Genomic DNA, 21,526 nt, shown 5'->3' with positions numbered 1-21,526 from the left:
CTATGTCAAAGTTTAGAAAGAAAAAAAGTAACGAATTACCGCCAGTAAGTACCGCTTCTCTGCCCGATATCGTCTTTATGTTATTATTCTTTTTTATGGTAGTAACAGTATTGCGAGATGATAATCTACTTGTTCAGAACAAGTTGCCAAAAGCAGATCAAGTTGAAAAATTGAAAAAGGACCGTTCCGTTTATATTTATGCTGGAAAACCAAGTTCACGCTACCAAGACAAGTTTGGTACGGAAGCTAAAATTCAGATAGGTGATAAATACACCGATATTACCAATATTAAATTTGCTCTAACCGAAATGCGCCAAAAGTTACTTCCTGAACTTCAGGATAAGGTAATGGTAGCTTTAAAAGTAGATGAGCAAACCAATACAGGTATGGTTACAGATATAAAGCAGGAATTACGTGAATTAAATATGCTAAAACTAATATATATTACCACTCCCGGTAATGAATTAAGCAACTAAATTCATTGATATTAATTTTAAAAATGCCTTGCGCCGCGTTAATCGGTCTAAGGCATTTTTTTGTGTCGTATATTCTTGAAAATACAAGTATCTTTGGGTTATGCCAAATGCTATTAAAACCCTTCTAACTTCGTTTCTGGTATTAGTTTCAATTCAAACTATGGCCCAGGACACCATTGTTCTGGCTAATGTAGATTCGTTGTACCGCGAAGATCAATTTTACATTGGGGTAACTTATAACTTACCTATGAGCTTGCCGAGTGGAGGAAATATCCGAGGGCTTTCAGGTGGGATTCAATTTGGGTTTTTAAGAGATATGCCAATTAATAAACGTCGAAATTTGGCTATTGCCATAGGTGGCGGTTTGGCTTTAGACCAATTTGGACAAAATCTTTTTATTGGGGAAACGAGTAGCGAAGAAACTATCTTTAGAGTTTTAAACGAGCAAGTAGATTATACCCGAAACCGTTTTAATACAGCGGTCATTGAAGCTCCCATAGAAATTAGATGGCGAACATCTACTCCAGCTAGCTATAACTTTTGGAGGGTTTATGTAGGTTTCAGAGTAGGATATGCCTATTGGTATAAAGCCACTTTTAAACAACCGGGAAATACGGTAACCCAAACTAAAATTCCAGAGTTTGATCCAGTAAGGTTGGCGGCTACTATTAGTTTAGGTTACAATACATTTAACTTTTTCGCGTCGTATAGTATTAATCCTTTTTTTAAAGATGCAGAAACTGTAAATGGGGAAATTGTAGATTTTAGAACATTAAAAGTAGGGTTAATGTTTTACATCCTATAACCAAAAACTGAAAAGAATTAATTGCGGTAATGCTCCCAAAACTAAACCGAAGCCAAGTTCAGAATACGTGTGTGCATCGCTATTTAGACGCGAAGACGCCACCCAGCCATTTACGAACAAAAAGAAACTAATGGTGACCAATAAATTTATTTTAAAGTGAGCGCTCAGTCCCACCAGAAACATTAAAATGCCAGCAACGCCCATCTGGTGTAAACTAATCTTTATTTTGAATAGAACCATGATCAGGGCACTAAAAGCCGAAAATAATAGCCCCACAAAAAAATAATACAATTCGGGATCTTCATAGGGATCAAAAATCATTTTAATTATTAGCAACAGTAAAATGCACTGAATCATTAACGGAAACTTACGTTCCCGTACATCTTTTAAATAAATAGTTTCTACAACCCCCAGATTTTTTAGCAAAAAGAATACAACAATGGGTATTAATAGTGTGATAATAGCAATGCCAAAAAGATTGGCGCGCATTATTACAGGGTCTAAATATCTTGGGGTAACAACAAAATAAAGAATGGTGCCAAGAAGCGGCATCAATAAAGGATGAAAAATATACGAAGCGGTTTTTAGAAAAAACTTCATTAAATTTCCTTTCTTAATCGCGCCACTGGTAAATCCAATTGTTCGCGGTATTTGGCTATGGTTCGTCTTGCAATGGGATATCCTTTTTCCAATAAAATTTTTGCGAGTTTATCATCGGTATATGGCTTTCTTTTGTTTTCTTCCGAAATAGTTATTTCAAGGATTTTCTTAATTTCCCTTGTAGAAACATCCTCCCCTTGATCGTTTTTCATCGACTCGCTAAAATATTCCTTAATCAATTTTGTGCCGTAAGGAGTATCTACGTATTTGCTATTTGCAACACGCGATACAGTAGATACATCCATATTAATCTTGTCTGCAATATCTTTTAAAATCATAGGCTTAAGCTTACGTTCATCACCGCTTAAAAAATATTCTTTTTGATGGTGCATAATAGCGTTCATGGTTATAAAAAGTGTTTGCTGCCTTTGCTTAATGGCATCGATAAACCACTTGGCAGCATCTAGTTTTTGTTTAATGAACATTACGGCGTCTTTCTGTGCCTTAGATTTTTCTTTAGACTCTTTATAGCCTTTAAGCATATTGGTGTAATCGTGGCTTACGTGAAGCTCAGGGGCATTTCTTCCATTTAAGGTGAGTTCTAACTCCCCATCTACAATGCGTATGGCAAAATCGGGAACTACGTGTTCTACGATTCTATTATTTCCGGAATAATTTCCACCGGGTTTTGGGTTTAAACCTTCAATTTCGTGAATTGCTTCCCGAAGTTGGTCTTCAGTTATATCTAATTTTTGAATTAATTTTTTGTAGTGTTTCTTCGTAAAAAGGTCAAAGGAATCATCTATAATATCAATAGCCAATGCTACAGATAACTTTGTTTCTTTACGCTCCAATTGAAGCAATAAGCACTCTTGAAGATTTCGTGCCGCCACTCCAGCTGGATCCAACTCTTGTACTATATTAAGTACTTTTTCAACTTTTTCTTCTGTGGTGTAAACATTCTGTGTAAAAGCCAAATCGTCTACAATATCCTGAAGTTCGCGCCGTATGTAACCACTTTCATCAACGCTGCCTACCAAAAAATATGCAATATCCTTTTCTTCATCGTTTAAACGATAGGTGTTAAGTTGCTGCATTAAATATTGCGTAAACGATGTGCCTGCTGCATAGGGCATTTGCCGCTCCTCATCGTCTGCACTGTAATTGTTGGCCGATAGTTTATAGCTAGGTACTTCGTCATCGCTTAAATAATCGTCAACGTTTATATCGGTTTCAATTACTTCGTTTCCTTCATCGTAATCGTCGTTAAATTCGTCGTTTGTAAATTCGTCTTCTAAGGTGTCGCTATCTTCTTTACCGCTCTCTAGGGCTGGATTTTCCTCTAATTCCTGAAATATTCGTTGCTCGAAAGCTTGCGTAGGCAGTTGAATCATCTTCATCAACTGTATTTGTTGAGGCGATAATTTCTGGGATAGTTTAAAGCTTAATTGTTGTTTTAACATGACTTATTTTACGATATCATAAAGTTAAAAAAAACCAGCTACTAAAATAGGGAAGTAGCCAGTTTTAATACAATCTTATGCTTTTATAATTAGAATTCTGCGTTGCCCGGAGTTCTCGGGTAGGGGATTACATCGCGAATGTTACCCATTCCCGTAGTAAACTGGACTAAACGTTCAAAACCGAGTCCGAAACCACTGTGAACAGCCGTTCCGAATTTACGAAGGTCTAAATACCAATTTAGTTCCTCGGTGCTAATATCCATAGCTTCCATTTTTTGTTTTAAAACGTCGTAACGTTCTTCTCGTTGCGAACCACCAACAATCTCGCCAATTCCTGGGAAAAGTACATCCATGGCGCGTACCGTTTTTCCGTCGTCGTTAAGCCGCATATAAAATGCTTTTATCGTTGCCGGGTAATCAAAAAGAATTACCGGGCTTTTAAAGTGTTTTTCAACTAAAAATCGTTCGTGCTCACTTTGTAGATCGGCGCCCCACTCTTCAATAAGATATTTAAATTTTTTCTTTTGATTTGGTTTTGATCGTTTTAAAATATCAATGGCTTCGGTATAACTTACTCTTTTAAAATTATTGTCTAAAATAAAACGAAGTTTTTCGCGAAGCTTCATGTCACTTCGTTCATCTTGAGGCTTACTCTTTTCTTCCTCCAATAAACGATTTTCTAGAAATTCCAGATCGTCGGCACAATTGTCTAAAGCGTATTTTACAACGTATTTTATGAAATCTTCTGCCAAATCCATATTGGCGGCCAAATCGTTAAAGGCAACTTCGGGCTCTATCATCCAAAATTCGGCCAGATGGCGACTGGTATTGGAATTTTCTGCTCTAAATGTCGGGCCAAAGGTATATACTTTTCCCAGTGCCATTGCATATGTTTCGGCTTCTAATTGGCCACTAACGGTAAGATTGGTTTCTTTTTCGAAAAAATCATTTTTGAAATCTACATTTCCGTTTTCATCCAAAGGTGGATTTTTGGCATCTAAATTTGTAACGCGAAACATTTCGCCAGCGCCTTCGGCATCGCTACCGGTAATTATGGGCGAGTGCATATAGTTAAACCCGTTTTTCTGAAAATATTCATGAACGGCAAACGCCAATTTGGAACGCGTGCGCATTACGGCGCCAAAGGTATTTGTTCTAATTCTTAAATGTGCTTGCTCGCGTAAGGTTTCGAGCGAATGTCGTTTTGGCGAAAGAATTGTACGCTTTACATCTTCGGGATTGGCTTCGCCTAAAACGGTTAATTTTGAAACTTGAATTTCTACATTTTGTCCTTGCCCTTGGCTTTCTACTAGCAAGCCATGGACTTCAATAGCGGCGCCAATCGTTACTTTTTTAAGAATTTCTTCTTCGGTATTTTCAAAATTAACAACGCATTGAAGCGTATGTATGGTAGATCCATCATTTAAAGCAATAAAACGGTTACTTCGGAAAGAACGTACCCAACCGCGAACCGTAACTTCGTGATGGCTCGGTTCACTTTTCAATAATTCTGCTATTGTTTTGTTTTGCATAGTATTAATTTAAGGGAAGCAAATATAATTTTTTTAATTCTGATTGTTCAATGGGGCATTAAACATCTTCTTTATCATCGGTTAAAATTTCTAATGCAGGTTTTTTCATTGTTTGTTTATTGGCAATGCTTCTTTCTAATGAAAGTAGGAGCGTTGGCAACAAAATTAAATTAGACAACATGGCAAAAAGCAGGGTTATAGACACTAAGGCGCCCAATGCTACTGTGCCTCCAAAGCTTGAAATGGTAAACACCGAAAACCCGAAAAACAGCACGATTGATGTATAGAACATACTAACCGTTGTTTCGCGCAATGCAGCAAAAACGGATTTCTTTATTTTCCAATTATTTACTATTAATTCCTGCCTGTATTTTGCGAGGAAGTGAATGGTATCGTCCACCGAAATTCCGAAGGCAATACTAAACACCAAAATTGTGGATGGCTTTATAGGTACTCCCACAAAGCCCATAACGCCCGCAGTAATAATTAAAGGCAATAAGTTTGGTATTAAGGAAATTAAAATCATTTTGAAACTTCGGAACATCCACGCCATAAATAGTGCGATCAAGAAAATGGCGAGCGAGAGCGATAGTATTAAGTTGTTCACCAAATAATGGGTTCCTTTTTGAAATACTAGCGCTTTTCCTGTTACCGAAACATTGTAGCGTTCTTCGGGAAATACCTTTGCTATTTCGGCATTGAGATCCTCTTCTATCCTATTGAACCTATCTGGATCTGTATCTTTCATAAAGGTGGTAATACGGGCAAATTGCCCTGTACTGTCCACGTAACTATTCAGTAAATTGGTGTTGGTGTTACTGCTTTTTGCGTAGGAGAGAATAAAGGTTCTTTCCTGGCTGTTTGGCAACTGATAATATTCTGGATTTCCGTTGTAATACGCCTGTTTAGAGTACTTAACTAATTCTACTACGGATAGTGGTATTGCAAATTCCGGAATTTCTTTAATATGGTCTTGCAGTTCGTCAATTCGTTTTAGGGTAGAAAGGCTCATCACACCTTTTTTCTTTTTTGTATCTACCATTATTTCTAAAGGCATTATGCCTTCATATTCCTTTTCAAAAAAACGAATGTCGTCAAAAAAGCCGGTATTTTTGGGCATGTCTTCTATTAAGCTTCCCGAAATTTTAATATTGTAAATGCCAATTATACTGGTGCATAATAATAAAACCGCCAGAATGTAAATGGTTATTCGGCGCTCTTTTACCATACGTTCAATCCAGAGAACAAATGAGTTTATCCACGTTTTGTTTAAATGTTTTAAGTGCTTGTATTTTGGCACCGCCATATAACTGTAGGTGATAGGAATGATGAGCAAGCTCAATAAAAATATGGCAACAATATTAATAGACGCTACAATACCAAACTCGCTCAACAGCTCGCTCTTTACTAAAATAAAGGTGGCAAACCCCGAAGCGGTTGTTAAATTGGTCATCAAGGTTGCATTACCAACCTTTGCAATTACCCGTTGTAACGATTTGGCTTGGTTTCCGTGTAGTTTTATTTCCTGTTGATATTTATTAATGAGAAAAATACAGTTGGGAATACCTATAACAATTATTAAGGGCGGTATTAAAGCCGTAAGTACAGTAATTTCATAATGCATTAACCCCAAAAAGCCGAAGGCCCACATTACTCCGATAATAACGGTACACATAGAAATAAATGTGGCGCGCCAAGAACGGAAAAAGAAGAAAAATATAAGCGAAGTAACAAAAAGTGCCGCCCCGATAAACAACCCAATTTCATCAATAATATTTTGTGAATTGAGGGTGCGAATGTACGGCATTCCCGAGGTGTGCACATCTATACCCGTCTCTGCTTCAAATTTGTTTATTAGCGGAATTAGATCTTTGATTACAAAATCTTTTCGCGCGGGTGTATTTACAATATCTTTTTTAAGATAGATAGCAGAGCGGATACTTTGCTTATCGGGACTGTAAATAAGACCATCGTAAAATGGCAGTTTATTAAAAAGTTCGTCTTTGTAAGTGGCAAGATTGGTGTTTGTAAAAACCGAATCTTTTATAAAAGGCACCAGTTCAAACCCTGTAGTATCAGATTTTTTTACCAGTTTTTGAAGGTTACCAACGGAAAGGGTTAGTTCTACTTCATTAAATTTACCAATATCTTGGGTAAGTTGATTCCAGGCTTTAAATTTTTCGGGCGTGAAAATACTTGAGTCTTTTACGCCCATAACAATTAAGTTGCCTTCTTCACCAAAGTGCGAAAGAAACTGTTCGTACTCAAGATTAACCGGATGGTCGTCTGGCAACAAATTGGCTTCGGTGTAGGTGAAGCGCATATTCTTCCATTGCAGTGCAAGCAGCACAGTTATGGCTGCAATAACTATTAAAATCCAGGTGCGGTTCCGCAATATAAAACGGGCCACCCAGCTCCAAAATCCGATGCTAAAAAGTTTGTTCAAAGCAATTTTTTAAAGAATTAGCAAAGGTAACTATTTGCTATAAGTGGGAGATTAATTTTGAGGGGTATTTTGGAATGTTGAAGGATTTTGAATACCATTTTGTAAAAATACTTCAACCTGAAAAATGAAGATTATACATTAAATCACTGGTGCGGGCATCCCGCCCGTGTACTCTAAACAAATAGCCGATAACAGTTTTAAATCTGCAAATAGAAAGTAAATTTAAACGAAATGTTATCTGAGAATTTTGGAAGGTTGTAGTACCCGTAACGGTACGCTGCACTTAACCCAAAGCCGAAAAGAATCTTATTTATTTCAAACCCAGTTTCGTTATACAGTTTGTCTAAGGTGTTAAATGGAATGCCAAAATGGTTTTCGGTATTTTTCATATCGCCCAGTGCATGTCGGGTAATTAATACCAATTCCGGTTTCCATTTTTCGGTGAGCTTAAACCTACGTAAACTGTGTTTTACTTGCAGCGTTGTTAATTTATCTGAAAAAAATTCGCCAAAGTACATAGTTTCAAAACTCTGGACCCCCGCCACCGAAAAGCGCTGCAATACTTCATCTTTGGTAGGCTGATTTGGGTAGGAGTGAAACAAATGAGTAAGCGGAACGTCGCCCGTTGCTAATGACCCTTCTAAAAGAACGTTTGTAGAGGATAGATCTGTACGTTTAATATAATAATCTAACTTCAGCCCAAATTTGGTATAGTTGAAATCGCTGTCAAACACTCCTTTAAATCCCTTTGTAATTTGTGCACTAATTTTTGGAAAGCCATCAAAATATTCTTTAGTGCCATCTTCATTTGTAAAAAAATTGGTCTTCGGGCTTATTCTAACAGATACCGTCGCTTCTGCCAGGCGATAATTTGATAGGGGAATGTTGTTGTTTATAAAATAATAGTTTTCAATATTGGTTACGTTACTGTGCGCTACCCTAAATTCGCCCAAAAATTTTGGAGAAAGCTCGCTGGCAATATTCGCGAACCATTTTCTGTATTTGTAAAATTGAGTGATATTAACAAGTCGCGGTTCAAATATAGAATAGACGCGCGCATCGGTTAAATAATCGAAAGCGCCAATTTCCTTTACATCATCTGCGTAATAAATACTAACCCACGCTTTTCTTTCTTTATTAATACGGGCACTGGCACCCAAACTATATTTTGAAGTTTTGTCTTTAAATCCATAGGCGTAATACCCACCAAATTTATAGTTTTCAAAAAGTTTGTCGTTTGTTAATCCGCCAATTCCAAGTCGGAAACCTTCGTAATTATTCAGTTTTATAAGTGTTTTTAAATCTATGTCGAAAAAACCAATGGGATAGTAACCTGAGGAAAGCGGATGTTCTTTTTTATCTTGAATACTTGCAATAGAATCCTTTCCTGTTTGTATTGCCGGCACTTGAGCAGTGGCGTAAAAAGCAATACCAAAGAAGATAAGAAAAAAGATTTTTTGCATTTGCAGTTTTAGTATTAAGCGGGTTAAATGTAAAAATAAAGCGGCTATTAAGCCGCTTTATTGTATTTAGTTTAACGTCGCACGTGTACTACACGGTCATTATTTCTTTTTCTTTGGCCGCAAACATTTCATCAATTTTCTTGATGTGGGTATCGGTCATTTCTTGAATGTCTTCTTCAAGTCCCTTTTTTAAATCTTCGGAAATGTCTAAACCTTTTAAATCGTTATTCGCATTTTTTCGGTCGTTGCGTACACCAATTTTGGCTTCCTCGGCAGCTGCTTTGGCTTGTTTTGCTAAATCTCTTCTGCGTTCCTCGGTTAAGGGAGGAACACTTATAATTACGCTTTCGCCATTATTCATCGGGTTAAAGCCAATGTTAGCCAAGTGAATACCACGTTCAATTGCCGAAATCATGCTTTTTTCCCACGGCTGTATACTAATGGTCATCCCATCTGGAGTACTAACGTTAGCTACTTGGCTCAACGGAGTTGGACTGCCGTAATAATCTACCATAACGCTGCCTACCATAGAAGGAGAAGCTTTTCCGGCACGAATATTAGCCAATTCTTTTTCTAAATGTTTTAGCGCGCCATTCATAGCTTCGCGCGTTCCGTCTATTATAAAATCTATTTCGTCTTCCATATCTCGACTTCGCTCGATAACCGCGATAGTTAATTATTAATGTTATTGTTGATGAAAATTGAATTGATCCAAAATTAAAGATTTAAAATTCAAAGTTCAATATTTTTTATTTCTTTCCCTTTTGGGCGGCACTAAGGAGCTACAAATTTACTTTAGTCCCAATCTTTTCGCCGGAAACAACTTTTAGCAAATTTCCTTTGGTATTCATATCGAATACAATTATTGGCAATTCATTTTCCTGACTCAGGGTAAAAGCAGTGGTATCCATTACTTTTAGGCCTTTTTGTAATACATCTTCAAAACTGATAAAATCAAATTTTGTTGCCAGCTTGTCTTTTTCGGGATCGCTAGTGTAAATTCCATCTACGCGGGTACCTTTTAAAATAACATCGGCACTTATTTCAATAGCTCTTAAAACGGCCGCGGAATCTGTTGTAAAATAAGGATTTCCTGTTCCACCGCCAAAAATAACTACACGACCTTTTTCCAAATGCCGAATTGCCTTTCTGCGAATAAATGGTTCGGCTACCTCATTAATGTTAATGGCGCTTTGCAACCTAGTTGCCACACCTTCGTTTTCTAGAGCACTCTGCAGTGCGAGTCCGTTTATTACAGTTGCAAGCATCCCCATGTGGTCGCCTTGTACGCGGTCCATCCCGCTGCTGGCTCCAGCCAAACCTCTAAAAATATTTCCACCGCCAATAACGATGGCTACTTCTACACCTATTTCAGTAATTTGTTTTATTTCTTGTGCGTATTCTTTAAGACGAACAGGGTCAATGCCGTATTGCTGTTCGCCCATCAAGGCTTCCCCGGAAAGTTTTAGAAGTATTCTCTTGTAGTGCATAGTGAATTTTTACAGCGCAAAAATAAAGAAAATTATTGATGCGGTGGAAAGATTTGAAGAAAGTAGTTACACCAATGAATAAATCGTTAAATCAAAAGTCTTTTTGCGTTTTGTGATGACATTTTCCGCTTGGTCTCGATATATAAATAATTGACTGTTTAATCCTTTAAGTTTCACACTATGAAGACAAAATTATTTTACATTTTTTTTGGAATTTCTACATTGATGATTTCCCAAAATTCAGAAAAGCTATTACCTCCATTAAATCCTTCATTTCATCCTGCCAATATTGAAAAGACCGAATGTATCACCGATTCACAAAGACAAGTAGTACGACAACAAATTGCCTTAAATAGGCAAGCAATACTCCAGAAAAACCCAAATGCATTTCAACATCGGGGTGGACATCCTTTATTTATACTGCCCATTAGACCCAAAGCTGGTTTTGATGATTATGGTTATTACATAATCAATAACCAAGTAGATCACAATTTGACCCCAAATGGAAACCTATTGGATTATGAATGTGGCGATCGTACGTATGATTGGGGAAACGGTAATCATGAAGGTACAGACTATGTACTTTGGCCCTACCCCTGGAAGCGGATGCAAGAAGAAATTATGGAAATAGTTGCCGCCGCCCCAGGAACCATTATTGACAAACGTGATGGCCATTTTGACTTGAACTGTGTAAACAACGGCAACCCTAACTGGAATGGCATCATTATAGAACATTCCGATGGTTCGCAAGCCTGGTATTGGCATTTTAAGGACGGTGCTATTACGTCAAAAAATATTGGCGACACCGTTGCAGAAGGTGAATATTTGGGCGCTGCGGGTAGCTCCGGCAGCAGTACCATTCCACATTTGCATTTTGAAATTTATGATGCAAACAATAACTTAATAGACCCTTATGAAGGCCCCTGTAACAGTATGAATGCCGAGAGTTGGTTTGTAGATCAGCCAGACTATTACGTTCCCGAAATTAATAAACTTTCCACCCATAATTCCACCAACTTTGATGATGAATGTGGCGTGGTAGAGAATACCTATGAAGAACTTAATTTTGAACCTGGAGAAACGGTTTATTTTCGAATTTTTTACCGAGACCTACAAACAGATAGCGATACCCATATTATAGTAAAAAGACCGGATAATTCAGTACTTTATGATTATGTATTTACATCGCCTTGGCCTTTTTACACAGGTGCCTATGCCCAATGGGAATACCCGGTAGATGGCAGCTGGCCAGATGGTGTCTATACCATTACTGCTGAATTTGGAGGAAACACCTATGAAACTATTTTTGGAGTGAATACAAATTTGGGTATTGAAGAGTTGGATCGTTCAAATATTTCAATATACCCAAACCCTACAGCCAACCAATTATATATTAAAGCCAATTCACAAATTGAAAGTATTATTCTTTATGACCTCTTGGGAAAAAAAGTAGTGGAAACCGCTCCTTTAGCTAAAAATGCCGAGCTAAACATAGCATCCCTAAAAACGGGCATGTACCTAGCCATTATTTCTTCCGAAGGGAAAAAAACGGTTAGAAAAATCGTGAAGGAATAAATTTCTGAAAAAAATGTCCGGTCGAGTCCTTCCACTTCGCTCAGGGTAACCTAGAGTCGAGACCTTTTTATTTTAAAACACATTAAAACCTTTGGTAGATACTTCTTCCAAAGGTTTTCTTTTTTGTAGGAAAAATAATGCAACAGTACAGGAAAACCCTGTGTAATAAACAGGGAAAATCCTGTTTTATATGTAATAATTTTAGGATAATTTTAGGAATTCAACTAACTTTAATCGACCAAAGTATGAAAACACACGCCCACACGCCACAAGGCTTCACTTACAGTCATTGAATTTTCATAAAGCAATGAAAACCTTTATAACCATATTCATCCTGGCCCTTAGCACAAACGCTTTTGCCCAAGACCCACAACTTTTTGAAAATGACTGGTATCTTCAAAACGTAATAATTGACGGACAAGATAATTTTCCACCCTCAAATGATGATGTGCCTTTTATTACTATCACCTTTATTCAAAATAATTTTTTTATTAGCACTTATGTATGTGATGCATTAGAAGGCACAGTAATTTATACTAATTCTGAATTTTTAGTTAATGGTTGGAGCATGACTCTTGGTGGTTGTTTTGGACCATTTGCACAAGAAAACACCCTTTTCCAGGGTATTTATCTTGACACTTTTTTTGTTGGTAATGTTGACGATCCCTTCAATTATAATATTATTGACGAGAGCAACAGTAAAACTTTGGTTATAACTTCCTCAAGTGGCGATGAAGCAATATATAGTAATCAGTTATTATCGATGAATAATTTTGAGATTTCCAAATTCTCCATCCACCCCAACCCCGCCCAAAACGAACTCTTTATTACAGCACAAAACACCACAGAAAATCTAAAAATCAAAATCTTCAACATAGAAGGCAAACTAGTAAGCACCCAAAACATAACGCTTCCAGACCAAAAAGCAATAGATGTCTCCCAACTTGTCAGCGGCATCTATTTTCTAAATATTGAAGAAGAAAACGGCAACACCACCACCAAAAAGTTTATTAAACAATGAAAACTCTTATAACCATACTCATATGGGCCCTTAGCACAACCGCTTTTGCACAAGTAACGAACATCCCAGATCCAAACTTTGGACATTTCCTCTTATCCCATGGGGCTATATTCAGTAGCATTGGTCTGTAACGGACAGATTCAACAATCAAAAACTTTGGCAAAACAATAGTAAAGACCCACAATCATGAAACATATAATTTTATTTCTCACAATACCTTTTTTTCAGTCAAGTTTTGCTCAAGATATAAAGCTTTTTGACAATATCTGGAATCTACATAATCTTTCTATTGGAGGTAATAATTATATACCCCCATCTAATGATGAAGTTAATTTTGTTTCTTTAAATTTCTTTGAACCAGATCAAATGGAAACGATGGTTTGTGATGTTTTATCTGCAGATGTCAACTTCACTGGTTTAGATCAGTTTAACCTTTTTAATGCAGGCTCGACTTTTGACGATTGTCAAATTCAAGCGAATACAGATTTTGAAATTTTATATTTAGATAATTTTTTTGAGGCTCATCTAAATGATGATTTTAATTATTTTATTGAAATAGATGGAAATGACGAAAAAATACTGACAATAACAAACTCTTCTAACGACCAAGCCATTTACGGCGATCACATTTTATCTAGTCAAGATTTTTACAGTTCTCAATTCGCAATCCTTCCAAACCCCGCTAAAAACGAATTGTTCTTAACTTCAAAATACACATCAGGAACCCTAACCCTAAAAATCTTCAACATTGAAGGCAAACTATTAAGCACCCAAACTTTAGAAGTTGCAAATAAAACCTCCATAGATGTTTCAAGCTTAACAAGCGGCATCTACTTTCTAAACATAGAAGATGAAAACGGCAACACCACTACCAAAAAATTCATAAAGCAGTGAAAACCTTTATAACCATATTCATCCTGGCCCTTAGCACAAACGCTTTTGCACAAATAACCCAAATTCCAGATCCTGTTTTTGAACAGGCCCTTATTGACCTTGGTATCGACAGTGATGGCATCGTTAACGGCCAGGTGCTTACAAGTGATGTAGAAACAGTCATATCACTTAATCTTAATCATAAAGGTATAGATGACATAACAGGCATTGAAGACTTTGCAGCACTGGAAATTTTAGATGTCACCGGAAACTACCTATTGGTTTTGGATGTTAGCAATAATCTCCAGTTAAAGGAACTCTATTGTAGTAGTGATTCGGCAGGGTTTAATATGCCGGTTAGTTCTTTAGATTTAACCAATAATACCAATTTAGAAATTTTATATGGTGAAAATTTAATCTTTTTGGAATCCCTTGATGCAAAAAACGGAAACAATGGCATACTCAATATTACGCTCCCCTGCGAGTTTGAGGGAGAGCCCTGCCAACTTACAGAGCTTGACTGTGTAAAAGTAGATGATGAATTAGCCGCAAACAATAACGAACCCCCATACAATGGCTGGTATTTGGCAGCAAATTTTGTTTATTCCGAAGATTGTATTTTAGGAGTCTCTGAGAATAACTCTTCTACATATTCCATCCACCCCAACCCCGCAAAAAACGAACTCTTTATTACTGCACAGAACACAGCAGGAAACCTAAAAGTAAAAATCTTTAATATAGAGGGCAAACTATTAAGCACCCAAACTTTAGAAGTTGCAAATAAAACCTCCATAGATGTTTCAAGCTTAACAAGCGGCATCTACTTTCTAAATATAGAAGATGAAAACGGCATTACAATTATTAAAAAGTTTGTAAAAGAATAGATGAGTTCTCGACTGCAATCGAACAGACATTTCACAAAAAAAGAGGCTGAAATTAATCAGCCTCTTTTGGTTTTTATTAAATGTGTTTAAAAGCTTATGCTAAAGAAACTCTTTTAAAACCAACTACTTCAACATCACCATACGATTTTACGTAATCTGCAACGCTTTTTTTGTCGTCTTTAATAAAGTTTTGGTCAAGTAATGCTTTTTCGTGGTCAAGTGTAGTGTTATCACTAATGAAACGCTCAATTTTACCTGGAAGAATCTTGTCCCAGATTTGCTCTGGCTTGCCTTCCGCTTTTAAATCGGCTTTTGCGTCTTCTTCAGCTTGTGCTAAAACTTCAGGAGTTAATTGTGCTCTAGAAATGTACTTAGGAACGTTTTTAAGCGTTTTGCCCAAACGACCTAACTCGATGTTATCTTTTTCAATAACGGCGATTCGAGCTTCAGTTTCAGAAGCAACAAATTCTGGATCAAAATCTTTATAAGATAGTGTAGTGGCTCCCATAGAAGCAACCTGCATTGATACGTCCTTTGCTAACTCCTCTGCGTTATCAACTGCTTTTGAAAGGCCAGTTAACGCAGCAATTTTATTTACGTGTACATAAGAACCTACAAATGGAGCTTCCAGTATTTCGTAACCACCAATTTCTATTTTCTCGCCAATAACACCAGTTTGCTCGGTTAATTTTTCAGCAATGGTCATTCCGTCAAAATCTGAAGCTAATAGCTCGTCTTTTGAAGAGGTGCCTAATGCGATTTCGGCCATTTTGTTTGCCATTTCAACGAAAGAATCGTTTTTGGCAACAAAGTCGGTTTCGCAATTTAACGATATTGCCACGCCTTTTGTATTGTCTGAATTTACTTTTACAGTAGCAACACCTTCACTAGATTCGCGGTCTGCTCTTTTTTCTGCAACTTTTTGTCCTTTTTTTCTAAGGATTGAAATCGCTTCTTCCATATTTCCTTCTGCTTCAACTAATGCCTTTTTACAGTCCATCATTCCAGCTCCGGTAGCTTGTCTTAGCTTATTTACTTCTGCGGCTGTTATTTTTGCCATTTTTATAAGATTTTTATGTTGAGACGCGATGCATTGCGTCTTTACTTTTTATGATTATTGATATTGAGGGCGGTCAAGGCGCATTGTGGTGCGTCTTTAAACGAATTATTCTTCTTCGTTTAAAACCTGCTTCTTAGATTTTTGACGTACAGGCTGCTTTGCTTCTTTCATTGCTTCAACGTCTTCTTCGTCTGTTGAAGGAACTTCGGCTTTAGCTTTTTTTACTGGCTTAGCTTCTTTGTCCTTTTTAGGTGCTTTTGCTTTTTTGGCCATTCCCGCTTCATCGTCGTCGTCTTCTTTTCCAGATTTTCTTTCGGAAAGTCCTTCGATTACTGCTTCAGAAACAATGCTCATAATGCTTTCAATAGATTTTGAAGCATCGTCGTTAGATGGAATTACGTAGTCAATAACGCGAGGGTCACTGTTCGTATCTACCATAGCAAAGATTGGAATTTTTAGCTTTAAGGCTTCGGCAACTGCAATGTGCTCACGGGTTGTATCTACAACAAATAGCGCAGCTGGAAGACGGCTCATATCTGAAATAGAACCTAAGTTTTTCTCTAATTTTGCGCGAAGACGATCTACGGCCAAACGTTCTTTTTTAGAAAGGGTGTTAAAGGTTCCGTCTTGCTTCATTCTATCAATAGAAGCCATTTTCTTAACGGCTTTACGGATAGTTACAAAGTTGGTTAACATACCACCTGGCCATCTTTCGGTGATGTACGGCATGTTAGCGGTTTTTGCTTTTTCAGCAACAATGTCCTTTGCTTGTTTTTTGGTGGCTACAAAAAGAATTTTGCGTCCACTGGCTGCAATTTTTTTAAGGGCTTCACTTGCCTCGTCTATTTTTGCAGCAGTTTTGTAAAGATTGATGATGTGGATCCCGTTGCGCTCCATATAAATATACGGTGCCATGTTTGGGTTCCATTTGCGGGTTAGGTGGCCAAAGTGCACACCAGCTTCAAGTAAGTCTTTTACTTCTACTTTTTTTGCCATTTTTGTTTTAGTTTACGTTCTGTGAAAGGATAGCAACCGCTTCTAAAATTGAATTTGGTTTAGATGCTAAACTAACTCCGCCAAAGACGGATAACAGCTTTTTTAATTAATAATGAATATGAACTTATAAAATGTCGTACCGCAATTAGTGCGGTACGACAAGTAATTTAAAATATTAACGTTTAGAGAACTGGAATTTCTTACGAGCTTTCTTCTGTCCGAATTTCTTACGCTCTACCATTCTTGGATCTCTTGTAAGTAAACCTTCTGGTTTTAAGATGCCGCGATTTTCGTCGTTAAGTGTGCACATAGCGCGAGAAATAGCAAGACGAATTGCTTCTGCTTGGCCTGTAATTCCACCGCCAAATACATTTACACTAATGTCGAAAGTAGTTTCGTTATCTGTAAGTACTAAAGGTTGTTTTACTTTATATTGAAGTGTTCCAGTTGGAAAATAGTTTTCCAACTCACGCTTGTTGATGCTAATGTTTCCTTTACCTTCTTTAAGGTAAACACGTGCAACAGCGGTTTTTCTTCTTCCTATTTTGTGAATTGTCTCCATTACTTGTTGTCGTTAAAGTTAATAGCTCTAGGTTTTTGTGCCTCTTGTCCGTGGTTTGCATCTGCATAAACTTTTAAGTTTCTGAAGATATCTGCGCCCAGTTTGTTTTTAGGAAGCATTCCTTTTACTGCTTTTTCAACAAGCCTTGCAGGGTCTTTTTTGTACATTTCTGTAGCGGTAAGACTTCGCTGCCCACCAGGATAACCTGTGTGGCGAATGTAGGTTTTATCGGCCCATTTGTTACCAGTAAGGTTAATTTTACCAGCGTTAATAATAATTACGTTGTCACCGCAATCTACGTGTGGGGTGAAACTTGGTTTGTGCTTACCGCGAAGTAATTTAGCAACTTCGCTTGCAAGACGACCCAATGCTTGCCCGTCCGCATCTACCAGTAACCATTCCTTTACAACGGTTGCCTTATTGGCAGATACTGTTTTGTAACTTAATGTATCCATTTAGTCTTTGTCAATTGTTAATAAATCATTGTTTTCTCACCCTAGAACAAAACGTATTTTGTCTAAGAGGGGTGCAAATGTAGTGTTATTTATTTGAAAAGCAAGGGGTGACAATTAATTTTTCTTTTGAAAAATGACTCAAGACCGCTGTGCTGAAAGACAAAAGACATATGACTAATAAAAAAAAGAATTATGAATACAGAATAATGAATGCAGAGTTATGAATTTGGAGCTAAAAGGTGATGAGTCGATTTCGATTTCAGTTTCGATTTCGATTTCCCTCTTACTCCAAAGTCACAATCAAATCATCCTTCATTACCATCGTTCCCGGTTTTAAAGAAATTGATTTTACTTTTCCAGCTTTGTTCGCCGTAATTGTGCTTTCCATTTTCATGGCTTCAATAATAAAAAGGTGATCGTTCTTTTTTATTTCCTGCCCTTTTTTCACCAAAATTTTATACAAACTTCCTTGTAGTGGAGCACCGTATTGATTGCTGTCTTGCGGATCTACTTTTACGTGAACTTCTTTTTCCACTTTAATAGATTTGTCTTTAATTTCTATAAAACGGTTTTCACCATTTACTGAAAAGAATACAATACGAACTCCATCTTCATTGGGAATTCCTACAGAAAGCAATTTTACAATAATAGATTTTCCGGGTTCCAATTCTATAATAGCTTCCTCCTGAAGCTTCATTCCATAAAAGAAATTTTCAGTAGCTAAAATGGCCACATTGCCGTATTTTTTATATTTTTCGTGGGCATCTTCAAAAACACGGGGATATAAACTATACGATAGAAAATCTTCAAATTCTATGGGTCGGGTAAATCCTTGCTGAAACTTTTTTCTGAATACTTTAAATTCTGAATCAAAATCTATCGGCTCCAAATGGGCATTGGGCCTATCGGTATAGGAAGTGTTGTTCTTCAGAATTATTTTTTGAAGTTCTTTTGGAAAGCCACCCAAAGGTTGTCCTAAATCGCCTTTAAAGAAATTAATTACAGATTCTGGAAACGAAATGGCTTCGCCGCGCTGCATTACATCTTCGGGCGTAAGGTTATTGGTTACCATAAAAATAGCCATATCGCCCACTACTTTTGAGCTTGGCGTAACTTTTACCAGATTTCCGAACATTTCGTTTACCTGCGCGTACATTTTTTTTACTTCGTGAAAGCGATCACCCAAACCGAGGGCTTCGGATTGTGGACGTAAATTTGAATACTGCCCCCCGGGAATTTCATGTTGGTAAACCTCAGCAGTTCCCGCTTTTAAGCCGGATTCAAACGGATAATATTTTTCACGAACATCTTCCCAATAATTTGAAAATTCGTTCAATTTATTAATATCGAATTTATTTTCGCGCGGTTGGTTGCGCATCATTTCAACTATTGAATTAAAGTTGGGTTGGGAGGTAAGTCCCGAAAGCCCGCCCAAGGCCACATCTACTACATCTACCCCCGCTTCAATGGCTTTTAAATAGGTGGCAGATTGAATGGAGGAAGTATCGTGCGTATGCAAATGCAACGGAATTTTTACCGTGTTTTTTAACGCTGCAACAAGTTCTGCCGCGGCATACGGTTTTAAAAGACCCGCCATATCTTTAATGGCAATCATATGCGCGCCTGCATTTTCCAGATCTTTGGCGAGTTGGGTATAGTATTTTAAAGTGTATTTTGTTTCTTTCGGATCGAGAATATCGCCGGTATAACTAATGGCGGCTTGCGCAATGCCGCCCGTTTTATTGCGAACGTAATTTATGCTCGGCTCCATGGCTTTTACCCAGTTTAACGAGTCGAAAATTCTGAAAATGTCTATTCCGTTTTCCCAGGAGGTTTCAATAAATTTTTCGATTAAATTATCGGGATAGGCTTTATAACCCACGCCATTTGAACCACGAAGTAACATTTGGAAAAGTATATTCGGCATCAATTTGCGAAGCTCGCGTAATCGTGTCCACGGACTTTCATTTAAAAACCGAAGGCAGACATCAAAAGTAGCGCCGCCCCACATTTCAATACTAAAAGTGTTGGGATGGTTTTTAGCAAAACTTTCTGCAACTTGCAACATATCGTAACTGCGCATACGAGTTGCGAGCAGGGATTGATGCGCATCGCGGATGGTTGTATCTGTATAATGAATTTTTTTATCTTCCTTTAACCAAAGGCAGAATTTCTCTGGTCCCAGTTCGGTGAGCAGATCTTTTGTGCCTTTCGGAAATTCTTTCTCGGCTTCAAACTTTGGAATTTTTGGTGTTCTAAAAATTCTGTTTTTATCAAAAGTTTTTACGTCCGGATTACCATTTACTATTACTTCACCTAAATAATTTACAATTTTTGAAGTGCGATCCTGTGGTAATTTTATATCGAAAAGTGAAGGAGTATTGGCAATAAAATTAACGGTCGCTTTTCCGTCCTTAAACGTTTCACTATGTATTACATTTTGAAGAAAGTGAATGTTTGTTTTTACTCCGCGAATACGAAATTCGCGTAGAGCACGCGACATTTTTCGTACCGCGCCGTCTAACGTTCTGCCGTGCGCCGAAACTTTAACGAGCATAGAATCAAAAAACGGACTAACGCTGTACGATTGGTAAATACTTCCGGCATCTAGCCGAATTCCCATTCCGCCAGCACTTCTGTAGGTTGTAATGGTTCCGTAATCTGGGGTAAAATTGTTTTCGGGATCTTCGGTAGTTAATCGGCATTGCATGGCGAAACCATAGGTTGCAAGCGATTCCTGATCGTAAATTTTAATTTGTTTGTCTGAAAGTTTATACCCGCCGGCAATAAAAATTTGCGTTTTTATAAGGTCTATTCCCGTTACCATTTCGGTAACTGTGTGTTCTACTTGAATGCGCGGATTTACCTCGATAAAGAACACATTATCGTCTTTATCTACCAAAAATTCTACGGTACCTACATTGTTGTATTTTACCTCTTCTGCAATTTTTAAAGCGTATTTATAAAGAGCATCTTTTACTTTTTTTGAAACGTTATACGAAGGTGCAACTTCAATAACTTTTTGGTGCCTTCTTTGTACAGAGCAATCGCGTTCAAACAAATGGCGAATGGTACCGTGGTTATCTGCCACAATTTGCACTTCTAAATGCTTGGGATCTTCCACATATTTTTCGAGAAACATTGTGTCGTCTCCAAATGCGTTAAGCGATTCGCTTCGGGCAGATTCAAAATTATTTTTTAGATCGTCGTTATTTCTAACAATACGCATGCCGCGTCCACCACCACCGGAAGCCGCTTTCAACATTAATGGGTAGCCAATGGTAGCTGCTTCAGAAAGTGCAACTTTAAGTGAAGTAAGTTTTTTTGTATTGCTTTTTATAATGGGAACATTGCATTTTTCGGCAATTTTTTTGGCGGTAATTTTATCGCCCAAAGCGTCCATAACCTTCGGGTCTGGCCCTATAAATACCAGTCCGTTTTTTGCGCAATTTCGGACAAATTCAGAGTTTTCGGATAAAAATCCGTATCCGGGATGAATGGCATCTACGCCTTTAGATTTTGCCAATGCAATTATGGCATTACCGTCTAAATACGGTTTTAAAGGTTGGTCGTTTTCGCCAATTTGGTAAGATTCGTCAGCTTTGTAACGATGTTGCGAATAGCGGTCTTCGTAAGTGTAAACGGCAACTGTTTTTAAATTTATTTCTGAACAAGCGCGTAAAACTCGAATGGCTATTTCGCCACGATTAGCAACCAACACTTTTTTAATTTTCATGGATACGGTTTTTTAAAATTTTAAATAAGGCGTTAAAGTTAGCAATTGCACAATTGTATAAAGAATAATAAATAAATAACTATAGAACC

18 protein-coding genes are annotated in these 21,526 nt (G+C 37.4%); 6 read left to right on the top strand and 12 right to left on the bottom strand.

Annotated features, from left to right (window positions below):
* Positions 1-2: 2 nt before the first annotated feature.
* A complete protein-coding gene (locus VZD24_RS02895) occupies positions 3-476 on the top strand; it encodes an ExbD/TolR family protein (RefSeq protein ID WP_279449876.1) in 474 nt (157 codons plus the stop codon).
* Positions 477-636: 160 nt separating this feature from the next.
* On the top strand, positions 637-1,281 hold the full coding sequence (locus tag VZD24_RS02890) for an outer membrane beta-barrel protein (RefSeq protein WP_279449877.1): 645 nt from the start codon (positions 637-639) through the stop codon (positions 1,279-1,281).
* On the opposite strand, the gene VZD24_RS02885 is transcribed toward VZD24_RS02890, so the two are convergent.
* The 7 genes from VZD24_RS02885 to pyrH all read right to left on the bottom strand — a co-directional run bounded on the left by VZD24_RS02885 (position 1,276) and on the right by pyrH (position 10,275).
* A complete protein-coding gene (locus tag VZD24_RS02885; protein WP_279449878.1) occupies positions 1,276-1,881 on the bottom strand; it encodes a hypothetical protein in 606 nt (201 codons plus the stop codon). The two genes, VZD24_RS02890 and VZD24_RS02885, sit on opposite strands and share 6 nt — an antisense overlap.
* On the bottom strand, positions 1,881-3,344 hold the full coding sequence (gene rpoN / locus VZD24_RS02880) for an RNA polymerase factor sigma-54 (RefSeq protein ID WP_279449879.1): 1,464 nt from the start codon (positions 3,342-3,344) through the stop codon (positions 1,881-1,883). Before rpoN ends, VZD24_RS02885 begins: the two co-directional genes overlap by 1 nt.
* An 89-nt stretch (positions 3,345-3,433) precedes the next feature.
* Entirely contained in the window at positions 3,434-4,876 is a 1,443-nt protein-coding gene (asnS, locus tag VZD24_RS02875) for an asparagine--tRNA ligase (RefSeq protein ID WP_279449880.1), read from the bottom strand.
* Between the two features lie 58 nt (positions 4,877-4,934).
* A complete protein-coding gene (locus tag VZD24_RS02870) occupies positions 4,935-7,322 on the bottom strand; it encodes an efflux RND transporter permease subunit (RefSeq protein ID WP_342686913.1) in 2,388 nt (795 codons plus the stop codon).
* Between the two features lie 197 nt (positions 7,323-7,519).
* Positions 7,520-8,785 (bottom strand): DUF5686 family C-terminal domain-containing protein, encoded by a 1,266-nt coding sequence (locus tag VZD24_RS02865; protein WP_342686914.1) that lies wholly within the window; start codon positions 8,783-8,785, stop codon positions 7,520-7,522.
* 88 nt (positions 8,786-8,873) lie between these two features.
* Positions 8,874-9,428: a ribosome recycling factor gene (gene frr, locus VZD24_RS02860; RefSeq protein ID WP_279449883.1), complete on the bottom strand. Its 555-nt coding sequence runs from the start codon at positions 9,426-9,428 to the stop codon at positions 8,874-8,876.
* A 139-nt stretch (positions 9,429-9,567) separates the two neighbouring features.
* Positions 9,568-10,275, bottom strand: coding sequence for a UMP kinase (gene pyrH, locus VZD24_RS02855; RefSeq protein WP_279449884.1), 708 nt, complete (start codon positions 10,273-10,275; stop codon positions 9,568-9,570).
* 180 nt (positions 10,276-10,455) lie between these two features.
* Between pyrH and VZD24_RS02850 the strand changes: the two genes are divergently transcribed.
* The 4 genes from VZD24_RS02850 (at position 10,456) to VZD24_RS02835 (ending at position 14,628) form a co-directional block, all read left to right on the top strand.
* Positions 10,456-11,850: a T9SS type A sorting domain-containing protein gene (locus VZD24_RS02850; RefSeq protein WP_342686915.1), complete on the top strand. Its 1,395-nt coding sequence runs from the start codon at positions 10,456-10,458 to the stop codon at positions 11,848-11,850.
* A 307-nt stretch (positions 11,851-12,157) separates the two neighbouring features.
* Complete coding sequence (locus VZD24_RS02845) at positions 12,158-12,871, top strand: T9SS type A sorting domain-containing protein (RefSeq protein ID WP_279449886.1); 714 nt, start codon at positions 12,158-12,160, stop codon at positions 12,869-12,871.
* A gap of 186 nt (positions 12,872-13,057) precedes the next feature.
* Positions 13,058-13,765, top strand: a complete 708-nt coding sequence (locus VZD24_RS02840) for a T9SS type A sorting domain-containing protein (RefSeq protein WP_342686916.1) — start codon at positions 13,058-13,060, stop codon at positions 13,763-13,765.
* Positions 13,762-14,628: a T9SS type A sorting domain-containing protein gene (locus VZD24_RS02835; RefSeq protein ID WP_279449888.1), complete on the top strand. Its 867-nt coding sequence runs from the start codon at positions 13,762-13,764 to the stop codon at positions 14,626-14,628. Before VZD24_RS02840 ends, VZD24_RS02835 begins: the two co-directional genes overlap by 4 nt.
* A 94-nt stretch (positions 14,629-14,722) precedes the next feature.
* Here the strand turns inward: VZD24_RS02835 and tsf are convergent, their stop codons facing one another.
* The 5 genes from tsf to VZD24_RS02810 all read right to left on the bottom strand — a co-directional run bounded on the left by tsf (position 14,723) and on the right by VZD24_RS02810 (position 21,437).
* The gene (gene tsf / locus VZD24_RS02830) at positions 14,723-15,688 is read right to left on the bottom strand and encodes a translation elongation factor Ts (protein ID WP_279449889.1); all 966 of its coding nucleotides are present in this window, start codon (positions 15,686-15,688) and stop codon (positions 14,723-14,725) included.
* 105 nt (positions 15,689-15,793) lie between these two features.
* Entirely contained in the window at positions 15,794-16,684 is an 891-nt protein-coding gene (rpsB, locus tag VZD24_RS02825; RefSeq protein ID WP_279449890.1) for a 30S ribosomal protein S2, read from the bottom strand.
* A 175-nt stretch (positions 16,685-16,859) separates the two neighbouring features.
* Complete coding sequence (rpsI, locus tag VZD24_RS02820; RefSeq protein WP_279449891.1) at positions 16,860-17,246, bottom strand: 30S ribosomal protein S9; 387 nt, start codon at positions 17,244-17,246, stop codon at positions 16,860-16,862.
* Positions 17,246-17,701 carry a 50S ribosomal protein L13 gene (gene rplM, locus VZD24_RS02815; RefSeq protein ID WP_279449892.1) on the bottom strand — a complete coding sequence of 152 codons (456 nt, stop codon included), beginning with the start codon at positions 17,699-17,701 and terminating at the stop codon, positions 17,246-17,248. Before rplM ends, rpsI begins: the two co-directional genes overlap by 1 nt.
* 283 nt (positions 17,702-17,984) lie before the next feature.
* Positions 17,985-21,437, bottom strand: a complete 3,453-nt coding sequence (locus VZD24_RS02810) for a pyruvate carboxylase (RefSeq protein WP_279449893.1) — start codon at positions 21,435-21,437, stop codon at positions 17,985-17,987.
* Between the last annotated feature and the right edge of the window lie 89 nt (positions 21,438-21,526).

It is taken from the genome of Aequorivita flava, from assembly GCF_038742595.1.
GTDB lineage: Bacteria > Bacteroidota > Bacteroidia > Flavobacteriales > Flavobacteriaceae > Aequorivita > Aequorivita marisscotiae.
This window is presented reverse-complemented; position numbering and strand designations above follow the sequence as displayed.